Genomic DNA, 16,103 nt, shown 5'->3' with positions numbered 1-16,103 from the left:
CGCGGCAGAGGCTATGGCCAGCGCATGGCCGACCCCACCCGCATATGGACCGCAGCGCTGATCGTAATCGGTGACGAGATTCTCTCGGGCCGGACACAGGACAAGAATGTGTCGCAGATCGCGACCTGGCTGAATGTGCAGGGCATCCGCCTGCGCGAAGTCCGGGTGGTCGCGGACGAACCCGATGCGATCGTGGAAGCGGTTAACACGCTCCGGGCGCGCAACGATTATCTGTTCACGACCGGCGGCATCGGACCAACGCATGATGACATCACCGTCGACGCCATCGCCGCGGCGCTGGGCGTGGAGGTCGAAATCCATGCTGAGGCGCGGGCGATGCTGTCGGGCTATTATGAGACGCGCGGCGGTCTGACCGAAGCGCGGCTGCGCATGGCGCGGGCGCCCGCCGGATCGAGCCTGATAGAAAATCGCATGTCCGGCGCTCCCGGACTTCGGCATGGCAATATCTTCATCATGGCGGGTGTGCCGCACATTACGGCGGGGATGCTGGACAGCCTGACCGGCAAGCTGGAAGGCGGCCTGCCGGTGCTGTCGGCAACCATCGGCTGCTGGGTGGCGGAGAGCGAGATCGCGGACCTGCTTGGTGAGACCGAACGGGCGCATGAGGGGTGTCAGATCGGCAGCTATCCCTTTTTCCGGGAGGGGAAAACCGGGGCGAATTTCGTGATCCGCTCCGTTGACGCGGCGGTGCTGGATCGGTGCGTAGCGGATTTGAGCGCGGCGCTGGAGCGCGGTGGCTGGCCGGTGGTCGCCGGGGGGATTTGAGCGCCTGAGTGGCTCATGCGGGTGGTTTGCGGAACAGCCGGTTTGAAGCGGCTAATTGCGGTTAGCGGACCTCGCGCAACACCTGCTGCACAGCAAGTTCTATAGCTTTCAATGACTGTTTAAACATTGCGATCGCGTAAAAAATGATCGCGATTATGAAGACAAAACCGAGCCAGTCCCCTTCACCGAAAACCCAGATACCCATCCATCCCCCAACGATGAGGAATAGGACCGAGGAATATCGTGGCAGGGCAAACGGAAACGAATACATAATGCGCTCAGCAACCTGCCGTTCGTTGCCGATTTGGGTAGGGGAAAGCAGTCTTGGTAGCATCCTGATCCCGAATGCCCAGTCAAACATCAACAGCGTGCCTCCCAAGGCAATGGGCAAGCCAGCCTGTCGGGGAACAGCGTTTGTCGAGAGTGCCCACGCCACAGGAAACGTGAGGAGGGCGGCGATGAACAACATGAACCATATCGACTGAAAGACCCGCATTAGGTCACTCTTAATGGCAGGGTGAACGTTTGCAATTGGTCGTTAGCGCTTTGCTCTGCGGCGACCAAGAAAACCGAGTTCAAGTGCTACCCCAGCCCAGTAAGCAAGGATCATCACGAATAGCAGCCTCCTATAGTCGGGGCGAAGCCAGCCAAATGCCTCGGCTGCCATGAAGGCCATTCCCACCCAGATCGCGATGAAGATATCGTGATGTGGGTGACGCTGAATAGGGCATCTACCAAACGTTTCATGATCGCTATCTAGCATGATTTACGATGTCCGCTATGGCGACCGGCGCGAGGTCGAATGAACGGCAAGAAGTGGTCGTTTTCAGACCCTCCTTCCCATCATCCGATCCTGACCGTGGAGGACTGGCTAAGGATCATGCGTTGCCCAATGGCTACAGAATCCAAAAAAACATCCTATTCCGCCGACAGGGAAGGATTGTGCCTGTCCTATTTCGCGCCAACGGGTCTATCCCGCATCCCTCTTTGAAACGTCCGGCACATCGCGTCTCCACGCATACGCGCGCGCAAGCACGCGCGCGCGTACACTGTGAACTTCGGCGTGAAATGGTCGGTTGCAGCCAAGACTCCTTCGTCATGCCGGGCTTGACCCGGCATCCCGCTTTCTTTTCCGCGCACAGTAGATGAAGAAGCGAGACCCCGGCTCAAGGCCGGGCCGCCGTGGGTATGAACATCTGCCTTATGGTCGTTCGCGGCCTTCCTTCAATTTCCTCCGTCCAACAGCCGCCGGGCGATCACCTGCGCCTGGATTTCGCCCGCGCCCTCGAAGATATTGAGTATCCGCGCATCGGCCAGCAGGCGGCTCACCTGATATTCGGTGGCGAAGCCGTTGCCGCCGTGGATTTGTAGCGCATTGTCCGCGGCTGCCCATGCCACCCGCGCACCGATTAGTTTCGCCATGCCGGCCTCCAGGTCGCAGCGCTTGCCTTCATCCTTGCGCCGGGCGGCGAAATAGGTGAGCTGGCGCGCACCCATGATCTCCGCCGCCATCATGGCGAGCTTGTTGGCGACGCGGGGGAAGTCGAAGATCGGCCGCCCGAACTGCTTGCGGTCGAGCGCGTAGGACAGGCCGATGTCGAGCGAGGCCTGCGCCACGCCGATGGCGCGGGCGGCAGTCTGGATGCGGGCAGATTCGAAGGTCGCCATGAGCTGCTTGAAGCCCTGGCCCTCGACCCCGCCGAGCAGATTGGCGGCGGGGACGCGGAAATCGTCGAAGCCGATCTCATATTCCTTCATGCCGCGATAGCCGATCACTTCGATCTCGCCGCCGCTCATGCCGGGGGTGGGGAAGGGATCGGCCACCGTGCCGCGCTGCTTGGGCGCGATCAGCATGGAGAGGCCGCTGTAATTTTTCGTCTCGGCATTGGTGCGGACCAGCAGGGTCATCACATCGGCGCGGGCGGCGTGGGTGATCCACGTCTTGTTGCCGTTGATCCGATATTCGCCGTCAGCCAGAGTCGCGCGGGTGCGGAGCGAGCCGAGGTCGGAGCCGGTATCCGGTTCGGTAAAGACGGCGGTCGGCAGGATCGAGGCATTGGCGATCTGGGGGAGCCAATAAGCCTTCTGCTCGTCCGTGCCGCCGGTCAGGATCAGTTCCGCTGCAATCTCGGACCGGGTGGCGAGCGATCCCACGCCGATCCAGCCGCGCGACAATTCCTCTGACACGACACACATGGCGGTCTTGCCCATGCCTAGGCCGCCATATTCTTCGGGGATGGTCATGCCGAACACGCCCATCTCGCCCAGTTCTTCGACGAGAGGCAGGGGGATCAGCTCGTCCTTGAGGTGCCATTCATGCGCGAAGGGTGCCACCTTCTCGTTCGAGAGGGCGAAGAATTGCTCGCGCACCATGTCGAACATGTCGTCCAGACCGCAATTTTCCAGCGTCGCATGGCCGCGCTGGGCGACGAGGTGGCGGGCGATGGCGGTCTTGACCGCTTGCCCGCCACCTTGGCGGACCAGGGTGCGGAAGGCAGGCGCATCGAGAGCGGAAAGATCGTCCGTCAGGTCCATGGCGCGGATCACCTCGCCCTGGTTCATGGGGATGCCCCCCAGCATCTGCGCGCCATATTCGGCAAAGAGCAATTGGGCGAGCAGCGCCTCGATTTCTCCAAATGCACCGTCCGCGGTCAGATTGGCGGCCCAGTTGGCGACCTCCCGCATCATTTCGGCATAGGAGGCGAACCAGCCGAAGCCATGCACGGCATGCTGCTCGACATCCGCCAGCACGCGGTCGACCTTGCCAGACTCATTGGTGATGCGCGCCTTCACCTGCGGCTGGGCGGCGGCGACGAAGGCCTGGGCCGCGTCGGCCGCGCCGGAGAGCAGGGCGGGGAGTCCGGGCAGCACCAGCACGCTCTTTTCCAATTGCACTGTCGCGCTCATCCCTCGCCAGCCTGTTTCTTGTTGGCCGCCGCCATCGCCTTGGCATCGATATTGCCGACCAGATTGCCGGTCATGAGCTGGTTATGCGCATGGGCGAGGTGGTGCATGTGGAACACGCCGTCCATCGCCTGCCGCTTGCCGCGCAGATCTTCCACGAAATTGAACGCTTGCTTGGTGAGCGCCAGCCCGAAGCGGTCATGCTGGGCGATCTCGGCGGCGATCTTCGCCACTTCCTCGCGCAATGTTTCGCGAGGGAAAATCTCGTTCACCATGCCGAACTGATAGGCGCGCTGGGCGGGCATCCTCCGCCCGAGCAACAGCAGTTCGCGGGCGACACGCGGCGGCAGTTCGAAGGCGTGGGCGAAATATTCGACCCCCGGCTGGGCCATGCGCTGCACCGGGTCCTGGAAGAAGGCATCCTCCGACGCGACGATCAGGTCGCACACCCAGGCCAGCATCAGCCCGCCCGCGATGCAGGCGCCCTGGACCATGGCGATCATCGGCTTGGGGATATCCTGCCAGCGGCGACAGAGGCCGAGATAGCCGTCCTGCTCCAGCACATATTGCCGCTCTGCGCCGCCCTTGTTGAGATGGTCCCACCACATGGTCGTACGGAAGCGCGGCATGTGGCTGTCTTTCTCCGGCGTGCCGATGTCATGGCCGGCGGAGAAATGCTTGCCCTCGCCGCCGAGCACGATGACCTTGACCTCGTCATCCTCGACGGCGCGCTTGAAGGCGTCGTCGAGCTGCCCCAGCAGCCGGTAATTCTGCGCATTGCTATATTGCGGGCGGTTGAGCATCACCCATGCGACGCCCTCCTCGACCTTGTAGGTCACATATTCGGGTTGCGCTTCTTCGGACATGTCGCTTCTCCTCAGCGCGGCGGCATGCGCAGGCCGCCATCCAGCCGCACATATTCGCCGTTCCAATAGTCATTCTCGATCATCGCCAGCGCCATGGTCGCGAACTCCTCCGGCTTGCCGAAGCGCTTGGGGAAGGGGACCGTGGCGGATAGCGCATCGCGCACCTTGTCGCTCGCCCGCGCCATCAGCGGCGTGTCGAAAATGCCGGGCAGGATTGCGTTGACGCGAATGCCTTCGCCCATCAGGTCGCGGGCCATGGGGAGGGTCAGGCTGACGATGCCGCCCTTCGACGCGCTATAGGCCGCCTGGCCGATCTGGCCGTCTATGGCCGCCGCGCTGGAGGTGTTGATGATGACGCCGCGCGCATTGTCCTCCAGCGGATCGAGCGTCAGCATGCCCGCCGCCGACTTGGCGCAGCAGCGGAAGGTGCCGATCAGGTTGATCTGGATGATCCGTTCGAACTGGTCGGTCGGGAAAGCCTTGATCGCGCCGGTTTCGCGGTCTCGGCTGGCGGTCTTGACGACATTGCCGGTGCCCGCGCAGTTGACGATGATCCGTTCCTGCCCATGAGCGGCGCGGGCCGTTTCGAACCCCGCGTCGACCGAGGCTTCGTCGGTTACGTCGACCTTGCAGAAAGTGCCGCCGATTTCGGCCGCGACCCTGTTGCCCGTCTCCTCGTTGAAGTCGAACAGGGCGACCTTCACGCCCTTGGCGGCGAGTGCGCGGGCGGTCGCTTCGCCCAGGCCGGATGCGCCGCCTGTCACGATGGCGGCTATGCTATTGTCGAGCTTCATGCGTCTGTCCTCTCCTAGGCGGGGCGCTGGGTGATCGCACCCTCGGCGGCCAGCGCATCCAGCGCGGCATCGTCGAGGCCGAGCCACTGGCCCAATATCTCACGGCTATGTTCGCCAACGCGTGGCGGGCAATGGCGGTAATCGGCGGGTGTCGCGGACAGCTTGCCCGGATAGGCGACGGTGGGGATTTCCACGCCATCCTCCTCGCGGCGGAAGCGGTGAACGGTCTGCCGCGCCTCGACAAAGGGGTCTTCGAACACGTCCTTGATGGTGTTGACGGGGCCGGCAGGCACGCCCTTCGCGACGAAGCGATCCATCAGTTCGTCGCGGGGGAAGGGGCGGACGATCTCCTGCACCTTCGCCTCGATCGCGTCGCGGTTGATGAGCCGCTGGGCGCTGGTGGCGAAGCGCGGATCGGTGCCGAGTTCCGGATGGCCCATCTCCGTGCAGAAGGCGCGGAACTGGCGGTCATTGCCGATGGCGATGATCATCATGCCGTCCGCGACGTCGAAGGTCTTGTAGGGAACGACGGTCGGATGGCGATTGCCCAGGCGCCCCGGCACGACGCCGCCGACCAGAAAGTTCATCCCCTGATTGGCGAGCATCGCGATCTGGGTGTCGAGCAGCGATACGTCGATCTGCTGCCCCTCTCCGGTACGGTCGGCATGGCGCAGCGCCATCATGATCGAGACGGTGGCGAACATGCCCGTGGAAAGGTCCGCCATGGCAACGCCCGCACGGAGCGGACCGCCATTTTCCTCGCCCGTGATGCTCATGAAGCCGCCCATGCCCTGCGCCACGAAATCATAGCCGCCACGGTCGGCATAGGGGCCGTTCTGACCGAAGCCGGTGATCGAGCAATAGACGAGGCGGGGGTTTACGCCACGCAGGCTCTCATAATCGAGGCCATATTTCTTGAGGCCGCCGACCTTGAAATTCTCGACCAATATGTCGGCTTCGGCGGCCAGCTTGCGGATGAGGTCCGCGCCTTGCGGCGTAGCGAGGTCGATCGCCAGCGATCGCTTGTTGCGGTTGCAGGAGAGATAATAGGCGCTGGTGCCTATCTCCGGCTCGCCATCCGCGCCGGTCAGATAGGGCGGGCCCCAGGCGCGGGTGTCGTCGCCATGGCCGGGCAACTCGATCTTGATCACGTCCGCGCCGAAATCGGCCAGGATCTGCGTCGACCAGGGACCAGCGAGAACCCGCGAAAGGTCCAGCACCTTCACCCCTTCAAGAGCGCGGGCGTTCATGCCTGCGCTCCTGCCATCGTCATGTCGTCGGAAAATCGCATCCGCTCCTGTCCCTGAAGTTCTGCTGCATCGGTTGACTCAACAGATAGCGGGACAGGGCGGCTAGTGCAATGATTTTTGCACTATGGGATAGTTTTCATGCTATTTCTTGCTCGCGCTGGCTAGGTAGGCGATCAGATTGGCGCGATCCGCCGGATTGGGCAGGCCAGCGAAGATCATCTTCGTGCCCGGAACCTTCGTGGCTGGCTTGGTCAGGAACGCGTCGAGCGACTTGGCGTCCCAGTGAATCTTGGCGTTCTTCATGGCGGGGGAATAAGCGAAACCAGCCACCGTGCCCGATGGGCGGCCTATCACTCCGGCCAGCGATGGCCCGAGCCGGTTCACGCCCGGATCGACCGAATGGCAGGCCATGCAACGGGCGAAGACCGCCTTGCCCTTGGTGGCGTCGCCCGCCTGGGCGAGTGCGGGGCTCGCAATCAGCATGGCAGTGGCGAACGCGACGAGTTTCGAAATCATCAGTTATCCTCTTCCCTTCATTACCGACTAGATTCTATACCAGTGTGCATAAATAAACCAATAGCAGCCTGAGTCTGAATGGCGATTGAAGAAGGACGCGCGATGGAGGGTGGTGCAGCGGAGGTGGTCCGGCGTTTTGGGCCGGCGGGAATGATTCTGGCCCTTTTAGTGAATGTCATGTTCGCGCTCAACGTGATCGCCATGAAGGTGGTGGTGGACGCGACGGCGCCGCTGCTGTCGGTGGCGTTGCGCATGGGCACGGTGTTTCTGCTGTGCGCGCCCGCGATCCGGCTGCTGCCGGGGAGGACCGGCTGGCTGGCGCTTTATGGTTTTTTGAACGGCGGGTTGTTCCTGTTGCTGCTCAATCTGGCGCTGTTCATGGCGACCAATGTCGGCGCGCTGGCGATCGCGGGGCAGCTCAGCGTGCCTTTCTCGCTGCTGCTGGGGGCGCTGTTGCTGGGGGAGAAGCTCAATGGGCGGAAGATTGCCGGGGTCATCCTGGCCTTTGCGGGCGTGGCGGCTTTGGTGTTCGACCCGCATATCCTGACCGAAGTGCCCGCCATATTGGTGATGGCGAGCGCGGCGATGATCTGGGGCGGCGCCACGCTGGTGCAGCGCAAGCTGGTCGGGGTGAGCGTGATGAACGGTCAGGCCTGGAACGGGCTGATGGGCGTTGCGACGCTGGCGCCCTTCGCATTGATGTTCGAGCGTCCCGCTATCGCCGGATTGGCGCATGTGGGATGGGTGCCGGTGGCTTGGTTTGCCTTCACCTGCCTGGGGTCTACGATCATTGGGCAGGGGACGCTGGCATGGTTGCTTCAGCGCTATCCGATCTCGACGATCATGCCGTTGATGCTGGCGGCGCCGGTGATGTCGACGGTGTTTGCGTCGCTTTATTTCGGGACGCCGATTACGGCCGTGATGATCGGCGGCGGGACGCTGGCGTTGATTGGGGTGGCGATCATTGCACTGTCGCCGGATCGGAAGGGGGCGGAGTAGTTAAAATCCTCCCCATCTGGCGATGGGGAGGATTTAGGTCAGGCCCGCTCGAACACCGCAGCGAGACCCTGGCCGCCGCCGATGCACATCGTCTCCAGACCATAGCGCCCGTCGCGCCGCTGCAATTCCCGCAGCAGATTGGCGAGGATGCGGCCGCCCGTCGCTCCGATCGGATGGCCGAGCGAAATGCCCGAGCCGTTGACGTTCAGTCGGTCCCGATCGTCCCAGTTCCAACCCTTGAGGCAAGCCAGCACCTGCGGCGCGAAGGCTTCGTTGAGTTCGACCAGATCGATGTCGCCCCAGCCAAGTCCCGTCCGGGCAAACAGCCGCTCGACCGCCGGGACCGGCCCGATCCCCATGCGCGAGGGATCGCAGCCTGCCGCCGCCCAGCTATGCAGATAGCCCATCGGTTCGAGGCCGAGTTCGCTGAGCTTGTCCTCCGCCACCACCAGGCAGGCCGCCGCGGCGTCATTCTGTTGGCTCGCGTTGCCCGCAGTGACGACGCCGTCCTTTTCGATGGGCTTGAGTAGCGCAAGCGATTCCGGGGTCGCGTCGGCGCGGATGCCTTCGTCCCTGGCGAACATCACAGGTTCGCCCTTGCGTTGGGGCACGGCGACGGGAACCAGTTCGTCGTCGAACTTGCCCGCCTTCCAGGCGGCGGCGGCGCGCTGGTGGCTCATCGCGGCATATTCGTCGCAGGCTTCGCGAGAGATGTCGTAATCCCTGGCGAGATTGTTCGCCGTCTCGATCATGCCGCTGATGATGCCGTAGCGGGCAATCGGCTGGGACATGACCCGGCCGCGAGTCAGACGGTCGTGGAACTGGGTTGAACCCGAACGGGCACCCCAGCGATGGTCCATCGAATAATATTCGACATTCGACATGCTCTCGACGCCGCCCGCTATGACGATATCGGCCGCACCCGTCTGGATGCGCATGGCCGCATCGATCACCGCCTGAAGCCCGGAGCCGCAACGGCGGTCAAGCTGCACGCCGGGGATGGACTCCGGCAGGCCCGCCGCCAGCGCCGCCCAGCGGCCGATGCAGGGCGCCTCGCCATTGCCATAGCCCTGGCTGAACACCACGTCGTCGATCCGCTCCGGATCGATCTTCGTGCGCTCGACCAGCGCCTTGATGATGACGGCGCCCAGATCGCCCGCCGAAAAGCTTTTGAGCGACCCGCCATATTTGCCGACGGCGGTGCGGATGGGGGCGACGATGGCGGCTCTGCGCATGGGAATGTCCTTCAAATGGAGATCAGCGGGAGGCTTCGGCCTGGCGGATCATCTGCTTGGCGATGATGGTCTGCTGGATCTGGCTGGTGCCTTCATAGATGCGGAGCAGCCGGACATCGCGATAGAAGCGCTCGACCTTATATTCGGCCATGTAACCGGCGCCGCCATAGATTTGCACGGCGCGATCCGCGATCCGGCCCACGGCTTCGGATGCATAATATTTGAGCGCCGCGCATTCGAGGCTGACGGGTTCGCCCGCGTCGAATTTCGCCGCGACGGACTGCATCAGCGCTTCGGTGGTCAGCATGTCGACCTTCATGTCGGCCAGCATGCCCTGCACAAGCTGGAAGTCGGCAATGCGCTGGCCGAATTGCTTGCGTTCCATCGCATATTGCAGCGCCATGTCGATCAAGCGCTGACACATGCCGAGCGACACCGCCGCGATATGGATGCGCCCGCGATCCAGCACCTTCATCGCCGTCTTGAAGCCGCGTCCGGGCACGCCGCCGATGATAGCCTTCGCCGGGACGATCACATCGTCCAGGATGACGTCGGTGGTGATCGATCCCTTCTGCCCCATTTTCTTGTCGGGCTTGCCGAAGCTGATGCCGGGGGTGTTGGCGGGCAGGATGAAGGCCGAAATGCCCGCCGCGCCCTTCACGTCCGGTTCGGTGCGCGCCATCAGCGTGAAGACGCTGGCGCGCGGGGCGTTGGTGATGAAGCGCTTGGTGCCGGTGATGCGGTAATTGTCGCCGTCCCGGATCGCCACGGTGCGGAGCGATCCCGCGTCGGAACCTGCCTCCGGCTCGGTCAGGCCGAAGCTGGCTATGGCTTCCCCGGTGGCGAATTTGGGCAGCCATTCGCTTTTCTGCTCTTCGGTCCCGTCCATGACGATGCCCTGGCTACCGATGCCGACCGTGGTGCCGATGACCGAGCGGAACACGACCGAAGCGCAGGTGATCTCACGAATGATCGCCGCTTCCTCCGCCATCGTGCAGCCAAGGCCGCCAAATTCCTCCGGCACGGAAAGGCCGAACAGGCCCATGTCGCGCATCTGCTGGATGATGCTTTCGGGGACGGCATCCGCTTCCTCGACCGCATCCTCCGCAGGGATCAGCTTTTCCGCGACAAAGCGCTGGACGGTGGTGCGGAACAGTTCGAACGTCTCAGCGTCCATCTCGAAATCTCCTCTCTGAAACTTTCAGTAAGTGACGTCCGCCACCATGGCGTCCATCCCGTCGCAGCGGATGGCGCGGAAGCGGCCGCCTTCATCCTCGCGCAGCAGCACGCTTTGGCCCTGGAAAACCGGCGCGACGGCGCGGAAGGAGAAACGGCTGGGTTCGCGTCCGCCACAGCGGGCGTGGCCGAACAGTTTCGTGGCGGTGAAGGGGCCATGGATCACGAGACCCGGATAGCCTTCTTCGCTGGTCGCGTAGGGCAGGTCGTAATGGATGCGGTGGCTGTTGAAGGTCACGGCGGAAAAGCGGAACAGGTCGACCGTGGAAGGCGTCCACGCCACATCCTGCGCCTCGGCTGGGAAGGCGGCGGGCGTGATCGCTGGAGTGGGCGCGCCTGCATCGCGATAGACGATGGTCTGCGTCTCGCGCACGCGTTCGCTGTCCCCTTGCATGATGCGATGGTCGACGGTCAGCAGGATCAGCTCGCCGCTGCGGCCGCATTTGTGCGCAACATCCTGCACGGTGGAGATGCGCGTGGCTTCCCGGTCGAGCAGCAGGGGTTCGCTGAACGCCATTTCGGATGCTGCGAACATGCGCCGGGGCAGGCTGACCGGAGGCAGGAAGCCGCCGCGCCTGGGGTGGCCGTCCGGGCCGATCTGGTCGGCGGCGGCGACGGGCAGGAAGAAGGCCCAATGGGCGAGGGAGGGCTGAACCTCCCCGACATTGAGCGGCTCGCCGATGGCGGCGGCGAAGCGGATGAGGGCTTGGGCATCGAGCGTTTCGGTGCGGCTTTCGGTCTTGCCGATCCAGGTCCGCCAATGGGCGATGTCGGTTTCGGTGATGGTCATGCCACCAGTCCTTCATCATGCAGCCGTCCGATCGCGCCGCTGTCGAGGCCGAGCACGGTGGCGAGCACTTCGTCCGTATGCTGGCCAAGCTTTGGCGCGATCGCGACGGCGCCCCGCGCTTCATTGGCCAGCGTTCCCGCCGGACCGGATGTGGGATAGGTGAGGCCGCTCGGATGGGTGAGCGTCTCGAACAGCGGATTGGCGGTGAACAGACGCGGGTCGGTCGTTACCGCCTGACGCAGCGTCTGATATTCGCCCCAGGTCACGCCGCCCGCGTCGAAGGCGGGTTTCAGCGTTTTGGCCGTGCGGGTTGCGAATGCTGCCTCGAACAGCGGGAAGAGGCGCGCCCGGTGGGTGAAGCGGGCGCCTTCATCCTTGGCGAAACTGACGCCCAATTCCGCCTCGATCGCGCCAACCGCATCGCTGAGGTCCAGCGTCTTGAGCAGGCCGGACCACTGGCGGGGCGTGATGGCGACGACGATCAGCCGCTTGCCGTCCGCCGTCACGAAGTCGCGCCCGAAGGCGCCGAACAGGTCGTTGCCCATGCGGGGCCGGTCGCCTGAGGACAGTACTTCGGCCACCGAACCCAGATGCGACAGGCTGGACGCGGCGAGATCGGACAGCGGCACCCGGATTTCCGCGCCCTGACCGTTGATCCTGCGGCGGAGGAGGGCCGATGTCATGGCGAAGGCGGCATAGGCTCCGCCCAGCAGATCCCAGGCCGGCAGCACATGGTTGACCGGGCGATCATCATCGGCTGGCCCCGTCATCTGCGGCACGCCGACGGCGGCGTTGATCGTATAGTCGACCGCTGGCGATCCATCCGCCCAGCCCATCACCCGCACGGTGATGATGTCAGCGCGTTTCGCCGCCAGCGTTTCGTGGCTGAGGAACCCCTTCACCGGATAGTTGGTGAGGAACAGCCCGGCATTCTCCCCCGGCGCGGTCGCCAGCGCTACCGCCAGTTCGCGTCCTTCGGGGCGGCCGAGATCGATGGCAATGGATTTCTTGCCCTTGTTCAGCCCCTCCCAATAAAGGCTGTCGCCGCTGGGTGCGACCGGCCAGCGCCGGTAATCCGGTCCGCCACCGATCGAGTCGAAGCGGATCACTTCCGCGCCCATCTGCGCCAGATGCAGGCCGCAGGACGGCCCGGCGATGAAGGCGGCGCCCTCGACGACCCGCAGGCCTTTCAGCAATTCATACATATAATTTCACCATGGTCCGGCCGATATTCGCGCCGGTGAACAGGCCCCAAAAAGCGTCCAGCGCCTTGTCGATCCCTTCATAGACCGTCTCCGCCGAGGCCATCTGCCCGGCGGCGTTCCAGGCCGTCATCCGCTCCACCATCTCGCCCTCAAGGTCCATATGGTCGAGTGCGATGAAGCCCTCCATGCGGATGCGCTTGGTCATGATCATGGTGAGGTTGCGCGGCACGACCGGCGCGTCGGTGATATTATATTGCGAGATCATCCCGCACACCGCGAAGCGCGCGAAATTGTTCGCCAGTGCAAGCGCCGCCTGCAAATGATCACCGCCGACATTTTCGAAATAGACGTCGATGCCGGTGGCGCCGATCGCTTTGACCTCGCGGGCGAGCGCCTTGGTCAAATTGGGTTCGGCCTTATAGTCGATGGCGGCGTCGACCTTCAACACGTCGCTCAGGAAAGCGGTCTTTTCCGGCCCGCCTGCCGTTCCGATCACCTTGCAGCCGATATTGCGCGCAATCTGGCAGGCGATCGATCCCACCGCGCCGGATGCTGCCGAGACGAACACCACGTCATCCGGCTTCAACTGCGCGATCCGCATCAGCCCGGCATAGGCGGTGAGGCCGGGCATCCCTGCAAAGCAGAGCCAGGCCTGGGCAGGCAGGGCATTTTTGTCCCGCTTTTGGAGCGCGCTGGCGGGGGCGTTGAAGACCTCCCTCCAGCCCCGCCGCGAAAAGACAAGGTCGCCTGGCGAGTAAGCCGGATCGTTGGAGATGATGACTTCTCCGATCGCTGGCCCTTCCATCGGCGCATCGAGGGCGAAGGGCGGTACATAGCTTTTGGCGTCGCTCATCCGTCCGCGCATGGCGGGATCGACCGCCATCCAGAGGTTGCGGACCTGTACCTCTCCGGGACCGGGCGTCGGCGTGTCGACGGTGACCGTGGCGAAGTCTTCCGCTTGCGGAGTGCCGATCGGGCGGCGCTTCAGTTGGATTTCACGCGATAACATGCTGCTAGCCTCAATAGCCCCCACCTCAATAGCCATTAAGCCGCGCCCAGCGCTCGCGATGCCAGGCTGTCGAGCCATAGCATTGCGCCGCTACCCGCGCTCGCTTCAGATAAAGGCCCGCATCATGCTCATGGGTCATGCCGATGCCGCCGTGGAGCTGCACCATCTGCGACGAAATGCCGTGCAGTGTCTCCCCCATGGTCGCCTTGGCCAGCGAGGCGAGGGCGGGGAGGGCAGGGTCATTCGCGTCTATGGCGTCGAGCGCTGCTTCAACCGCTGAGCGGGCGAGTTGCAATTCTCCGAACATCTCCGCCGCGCGATGCTGCAAGGCCTGGAAGGAGCCGATGATCGCGCCGAACTGTACGCGGGTCTTGAGATAATGGAGCGTTGTGTCGAAGGCCTGGGAAGCATTGCCCAGCATTTCCGCCGCAAGGCCTATGGCCGCCCGGTCGAACAGCGCGTCGAGAAGATCGGCGCCCTTGCCGACTTCGCCCAGCACGGCGTCGACGCCCACGGCGACATTATCGAAGGTGAAGAGGGCCGGGCGGCGCGCGTCGATCTGGTCCAGCGTGTCCCGTGACAGGCCCGATACGTTGCTTTCGACGAGGAACAGCGTGATCCCATCCCGGTCGCTCGCTGCGCCGCCGGTACGGGCAGCGATGATGGCGAAGGTCGCGATCATGCCGTCCTGCACAGGTCGTTTGACGCCGTTCAGCACCCATCCGTCACCCGAAGCCGTCGCCGTCAGCGCGATCTTCTCGCGTCCATGTTGCGCGCCTTCCTCCGCCGCCAGCGTGCCGATGGCCGATCCGTCGGCAATGCTCGCCAGCCAGCGCGCCTGCTGTGCTTCCGTGCCGCCCAGCCGCAGCGCGGATGCCGCCACCAGCGCCGAACTCAGCAGCGGCGAAGCGCCCAGCGTCCGGCCCAGTTCCTCCAGCACCAATCCCATGCTGCGATAGCCGAAATCGGATCCGCCATGCGCTTCCGGCACCAAGATGCCCGCCCAGCCCATTTGCGCCATTTCGGCCCAGGCTTCCGGATCATAGCCCTCCGCATCGGGCCGTCCGCCGCCGTCATGGCCATAGAGCGACCGCAGCGCCGTTACGGGCAGGCGATCGCGCACCCATTCCGACGCCATGTCCTTCAGCATCTGCTGTTCTTCGTTCAGCATCCTCCCGATCCCATCCTTATTCGTCTCTTTGTCAGGCCGGCAGTTCCAGCGTGCGCTTCGCCGTGATGTTGTTCTGGACTTCGTAGCTGCCGCCGTAGATCGAGAAGGCTTTGCTGTGCAGCCAGGCCCGCGTCGCTTCCTGTTCGGCGTCAGCATAATGCTTGCCCGCCCAGCCAAGGCCATTGGCGCCCATTAGTTCGATCAGCAGTTCGGCCCGGTCCTGGATGATCCCCGACCAGAGATTTTTGAGCGCGGACACGCCATTGCTCGGCTCGCCGCTCCGGGCTTCCCTGGTCAGGCGCGATACCGTCGCCAGATAGGCTTCGTGTCGCATCGCATTGCGCACCATGCGCGTGCGCAGATCGGGATTGTCGATCCGGCCCAGCGCGTCGGTGCCGCAATATTCATGGGCCAGAGCAGCCAGCGGCGTGATCTCCGCCTTCACGTCCGACAGGCTGTTGCGTTCGAACTGGAGCAGGCGCTTGGCGATGGCCCAGCCCTGATTGACCTCTCCAACCAGATTGCCCTTGGGCACCTTCACATCGTTGAAGAAGACCTCGCAGAAATGGGTCGATCCGCTGATGAGGACGATCGGCCGCGCCTCCACCCCTTCGGATTTCATGTCGATCAGCAGGAAGCTGATGCCGCCCTGTTTCCGGCTGGTGTCGGTGCGGACGAGGGCGAAGCACCAGTCGGCCTGATCGGCGCCCGATGTCCAAATCTTCTGCCCGCTGACCAGCCAATGATCACCCATGTCGATGCATTTGGTCTGGAGCGAGGCAAGGTCGGACCCGGCGCCCGGTTCCGAAAAGCCCTGGCACCAGCGGCGTTCATTGGTGGCGATGAAGGGCAGATGCTCCAGCTTCTGTTCTTCGCTGCCATATTCCAACAGTGTCGGGCCCAGCATCATCGTGCCATAGCTGCGGATCGGGTTGAAACCGCCGATCGCTGCCAGTTCCTGACCGATGATCTTGCCATGCGCTTCTGTGAGGCCGGCGCCGCCATAGCGCGGTTCCCAAGTCGGCACGCCCCAGCGCTTTTCCGCCATGCGTTCGCGCCAAAGGCACCAGTCGGCATTGGATTCCGCTGCATGCCGGTCGCTGACGAAATGGATGGATGGGGCATTGGTCAGCGAAGGCGGAAAATTCGCCTTCAGCCATGCGCGCGCTTCCTCCCGGAACAATTGCGCTTCCATTCCCTCCAGCTCGGCCATGCATCCCGTCCCTGTTCTGCGCAAGGGCCATGCAGCCCTTCGATGGGAGCATCTCGCTTCCATGACCGAATCCTTATGCCAATTCTGCACCGCTGGCTAGGTATAAATTGCACCATAGGATAAAATTGA

General features: G+C 63.6%; 15 protein-coding genes. 2 read left to right on the top strand and 13 right to left on the bottom strand.

Annotated features, from left to right (window positions below; genetic code table 11):
* Window positions 1–24: 24 nt before the first annotated feature.
* Complete coding sequence (locus K426_RS13815) at window positions 25–786, top strand: competence/damage-inducible protein A (protein WP_066561790.1); 762 nt, start codon at window positions 25–27, stop codon at window positions 784–786.
* A gap of 61 nt (window positions 787–847) precedes the next feature.
* Here the strand turns inward: K426_RS13815 and K426_RS13810 are convergent, their stop codons facing one another.
* From K426_RS13810 to K426_RS13785, 6 genes are all read right to left on the bottom strand, one after another.
* Window positions 848–1,255 carry a hypothetical protein gene (locus K426_RS13810; protein ID WP_140404506.1) on the bottom strand — a complete coding sequence of 136 codons (408 nt, stop codon included), beginning with the start codon at window positions 1,253–1,255 and terminating at the stop codon, window positions 848–850.
* A 755-nt stretch (window positions 1,256–2,010) separates the two neighbouring features.
* The gene (locus K426_RS13805) at window positions 2,011–3,693 is read right to left on the bottom strand and encodes an acyl-CoA dehydrogenase family protein (protein WP_066558082.1); all 1,683 of its coding nucleotides are present in this window, start codon (window positions 3,691–3,693) and stop codon (window positions 2,011–2,013) included.
* On the bottom strand, window positions 3,690–4,556 hold the full coding sequence (locus tag K426_RS13800; RefSeq protein ID WP_066558080.1) for an enoyl-CoA hydratase: 867 nt from the start codon (window positions 4,554–4,556) through the stop codon (window positions 3,690–3,692). The genes K426_RS13805 and K426_RS13800 overlap by 4 nt, the downstream gene beginning before the upstream one ends.
* Window positions 4,557–4,567: 11 nt before the next feature.
* A complete protein-coding gene (locus tag K426_RS13795; protein WP_066558077.1) occupies window positions 4,568–5,350 on the bottom strand; it encodes an SDR family NAD(P)-dependent oxidoreductase in 783 nt (260 codons plus the stop codon).
* A 14-nt stretch (window positions 5,351–5,364) separates the two neighbouring features.
* Complete coding sequence (locus tag K426_RS13790) at window positions 5,365–6,600, bottom strand: CaiB/BaiF CoA transferase family protein (protein WP_066558075.1); 1,236 nt, start codon at window positions 6,598–6,600, stop codon at window positions 5,365–5,367.
* Window positions 6,601–6,741: 141 nt separating this feature from the next.
* Window positions 6,742–7,116, bottom strand: coding sequence for a c-type cytochrome (locus K426_RS13785; RefSeq protein ID WP_066558073.1), 375 nt, complete (start codon window positions 7,114–7,116; stop codon window positions 6,742–6,744).
* 78 nt (window positions 7,117–7,194) lie between these two features.
* Here K426_RS13785 and K426_RS13780 point away from each other — a divergent pair, with 78 nt between their 5' ends.
* Window positions 7,195–8,115, top strand: a complete 921-nt coding sequence (locus K426_RS13780; protein ID WP_237229804.1) for a DMT family transporter — start codon at window positions 7,195–7,197, stop codon at window positions 8,113–8,115.
* Between the two features lie 38 nt (window positions 8,116–8,153).
* Here the strand turns inward: K426_RS13780 and K426_RS13775 are convergent, their stop codons facing one another.
* The 7 genes from K426_RS13775 to K426_RS13745 are packed head-to-tail and all read right to left on the bottom strand — an operon-like array spanning window position 8,154 to window position 15,974.
* Window positions 8,154–9,350, bottom strand: a complete 1,197-nt coding sequence (locus tag K426_RS13775; protein ID WP_066558072.1) for an acetyl-CoA C-acetyltransferase — start codon at window positions 9,348–9,350, stop codon at window positions 8,154–8,156.
* Between the two features lie 22 nt (window positions 9,351–9,372).
* Complete coding sequence (locus K426_RS13770; RefSeq protein ID WP_066558070.1) at window positions 9,373–10,527, bottom strand: acyl-CoA dehydrogenase family protein; 1,155 nt, start codon at window positions 10,525–10,527, stop codon at window positions 9,373–9,375.
* Between the two features lie 24 nt (window positions 10,528–10,551).
* Window positions 10,552–11,376 carry an FAS1-like dehydratase domain-containing protein gene (locus K426_RS13765; RefSeq protein WP_066558068.1) on the bottom strand — a complete coding sequence of 275 codons (825 nt, stop codon included), beginning with the start codon at window positions 11,374–11,376 and terminating at the stop codon, window positions 10,552–10,554.
* Window positions 11,373–12,581: a CoA transferase gene (locus tag K426_RS13760; protein ID WP_066558065.1), complete on the bottom strand. Its 1,209-nt coding sequence runs from the start codon at window positions 12,579–12,581 to the stop codon at window positions 11,373–11,375. The genes K426_RS13765 and K426_RS13760 overlap by 4 nt, the downstream gene beginning before the upstream one ends.
* Window positions 12,574–13,590, bottom strand: coding sequence for an NADP-dependent oxidoreductase (locus tag K426_RS13755; protein WP_197672715.1), 1,017 nt, complete (start codon window positions 13,588–13,590; stop codon window positions 12,574–12,576). Before K426_RS13755 ends, K426_RS13760 begins: the two co-directional genes overlap by 8 nt.
* A gap of 25 nt (window positions 13,591–13,615) precedes the next feature.
* The gene (locus K426_RS13750) at window positions 13,616–14,761 is read right to left on the bottom strand and encodes an acyl-CoA dehydrogenase family protein (protein WP_066558059.1); all 1,146 of its coding nucleotides are present in this window, start codon (window positions 14,759–14,761) and stop codon (window positions 13,616–13,618) included.
* A 31-nt stretch (window positions 14,762–14,792) separates the two neighbouring features.
* Window positions 14,793–15,974, bottom strand: a complete 1,182-nt coding sequence (locus K426_RS13745; RefSeq protein WP_066558057.1) for an acyl-CoA dehydrogenase family protein — start codon at window positions 15,972–15,974, stop codon at window positions 14,793–14,795.
* Between the last annotated feature and the right edge of the window lie 129 nt (window positions 15,975–16,103).

It is taken from the genome of Sphingobium sp. TKS (genome assembly GCF_001563265.1).
In the GTDB taxonomy this organism is placed as follows: Bacteria; Pseudomonadota; Alphaproteobacteria; order Sphingomonadales; family Sphingomonadaceae; genus Sphingobium.
This window is presented reverse-complemented; position numbering and strand designations above follow the sequence as displayed.

Coding starts and splice junctions, on each gene's coding strand:
- K426_RS13780 (WP_237229804.1), top strand. CDS start 7,195: ATGGCGATTGAAGAAGGACGCGCGATGGAGGGTGGTGCAGCGGAGGTG.
- K426_RS13760 (WP_066558065.1), bottom strand. CDS start 12,581: ATGTATGAATTGCTGAAAGGCCTGCGGGTCGTCGAGGGCGCCGCCTTC.
- K426_RS13745 (WP_066558057.1), bottom strand. CDS start 15,974: ATGGCCGAGCTGGAGGGAATGGAAGCGCAATTGTTCCGGGAGGAAGCG.
- K426_RS13770 (WP_066558070.1), bottom strand. CDS start 10,527: ATGGACGCTGAGACGTTCGAACTGTTCCGCACCACCGTCCAGCGCTTT.
- K426_RS13765 (WP_066558068.1), bottom strand. CDS start 11,376: ATGACCATCACCGAAACCGACATCGCCCATTGGCGGACCTGGATCGGC.
- K426_RS13815 (WP_066561790.1), top strand. CDS start 25: ATGGCCGACCCCACCCGCATATGGACCGCAGCGCTGATCGTAATCGGT.
- K426_RS13795 (WP_066558077.1), bottom strand. CDS start 5,350: ATGAAGCTCGACAATAGCATAGCCGCCATCGTGACAGGCGGCGCATCC.
- K426_RS13800 (WP_066558080.1), bottom strand. CDS start 4,556: ATGTCCGAAGAAGCGCAACCCGAATATGTGACCTACAAGGTCGAGGAG.
- K426_RS13775 (WP_066558072.1), bottom strand. CDS start 9,350: ATGCGCAGAGCCGCCATCGTCGCCCCCATCCGCACCGCCGTCGGCAAA.
- K426_RS13750 (WP_066558059.1), bottom strand. CDS start 14,761: ATGCTGAACGAAGAACAGCAGATGCTGAAGGACATGGCGTCGGAATGG.
- K426_RS13805 (WP_066558082.1), bottom strand. CDS start 3,693: ATGAGCGCGACAGTGCAATTGGAAAAGAGCGTGCTGGTGCTGCCCGGA.
- K426_RS13755 (WP_197672715.1), bottom strand. CDS start 13,590: ATGTTATCGCGTGAAATCCAACTGAAGCGCCGCCCGATCGGCACTCCG.
- K426_RS13790 (WP_066558075.1), bottom strand. CDS start 6,600: ATGAACGCCCGCGCTCTTGAAGGGGTGAAGGTGCTGGACCTTTCGCGG.
- K426_RS13810 (WP_140404506.1), bottom strand. CDS start 1,255: ATGTTGTTCATCGCCGCCCTCCTCACGTTTCCTGTGGCGTGGGCACTC.
- K426_RS13785 (WP_066558073.1), bottom strand. CDS start 7,116: ATGATTTCGAAACTCGTCGCGTTCGCCACTGCCATGCTGATTGCGAGC.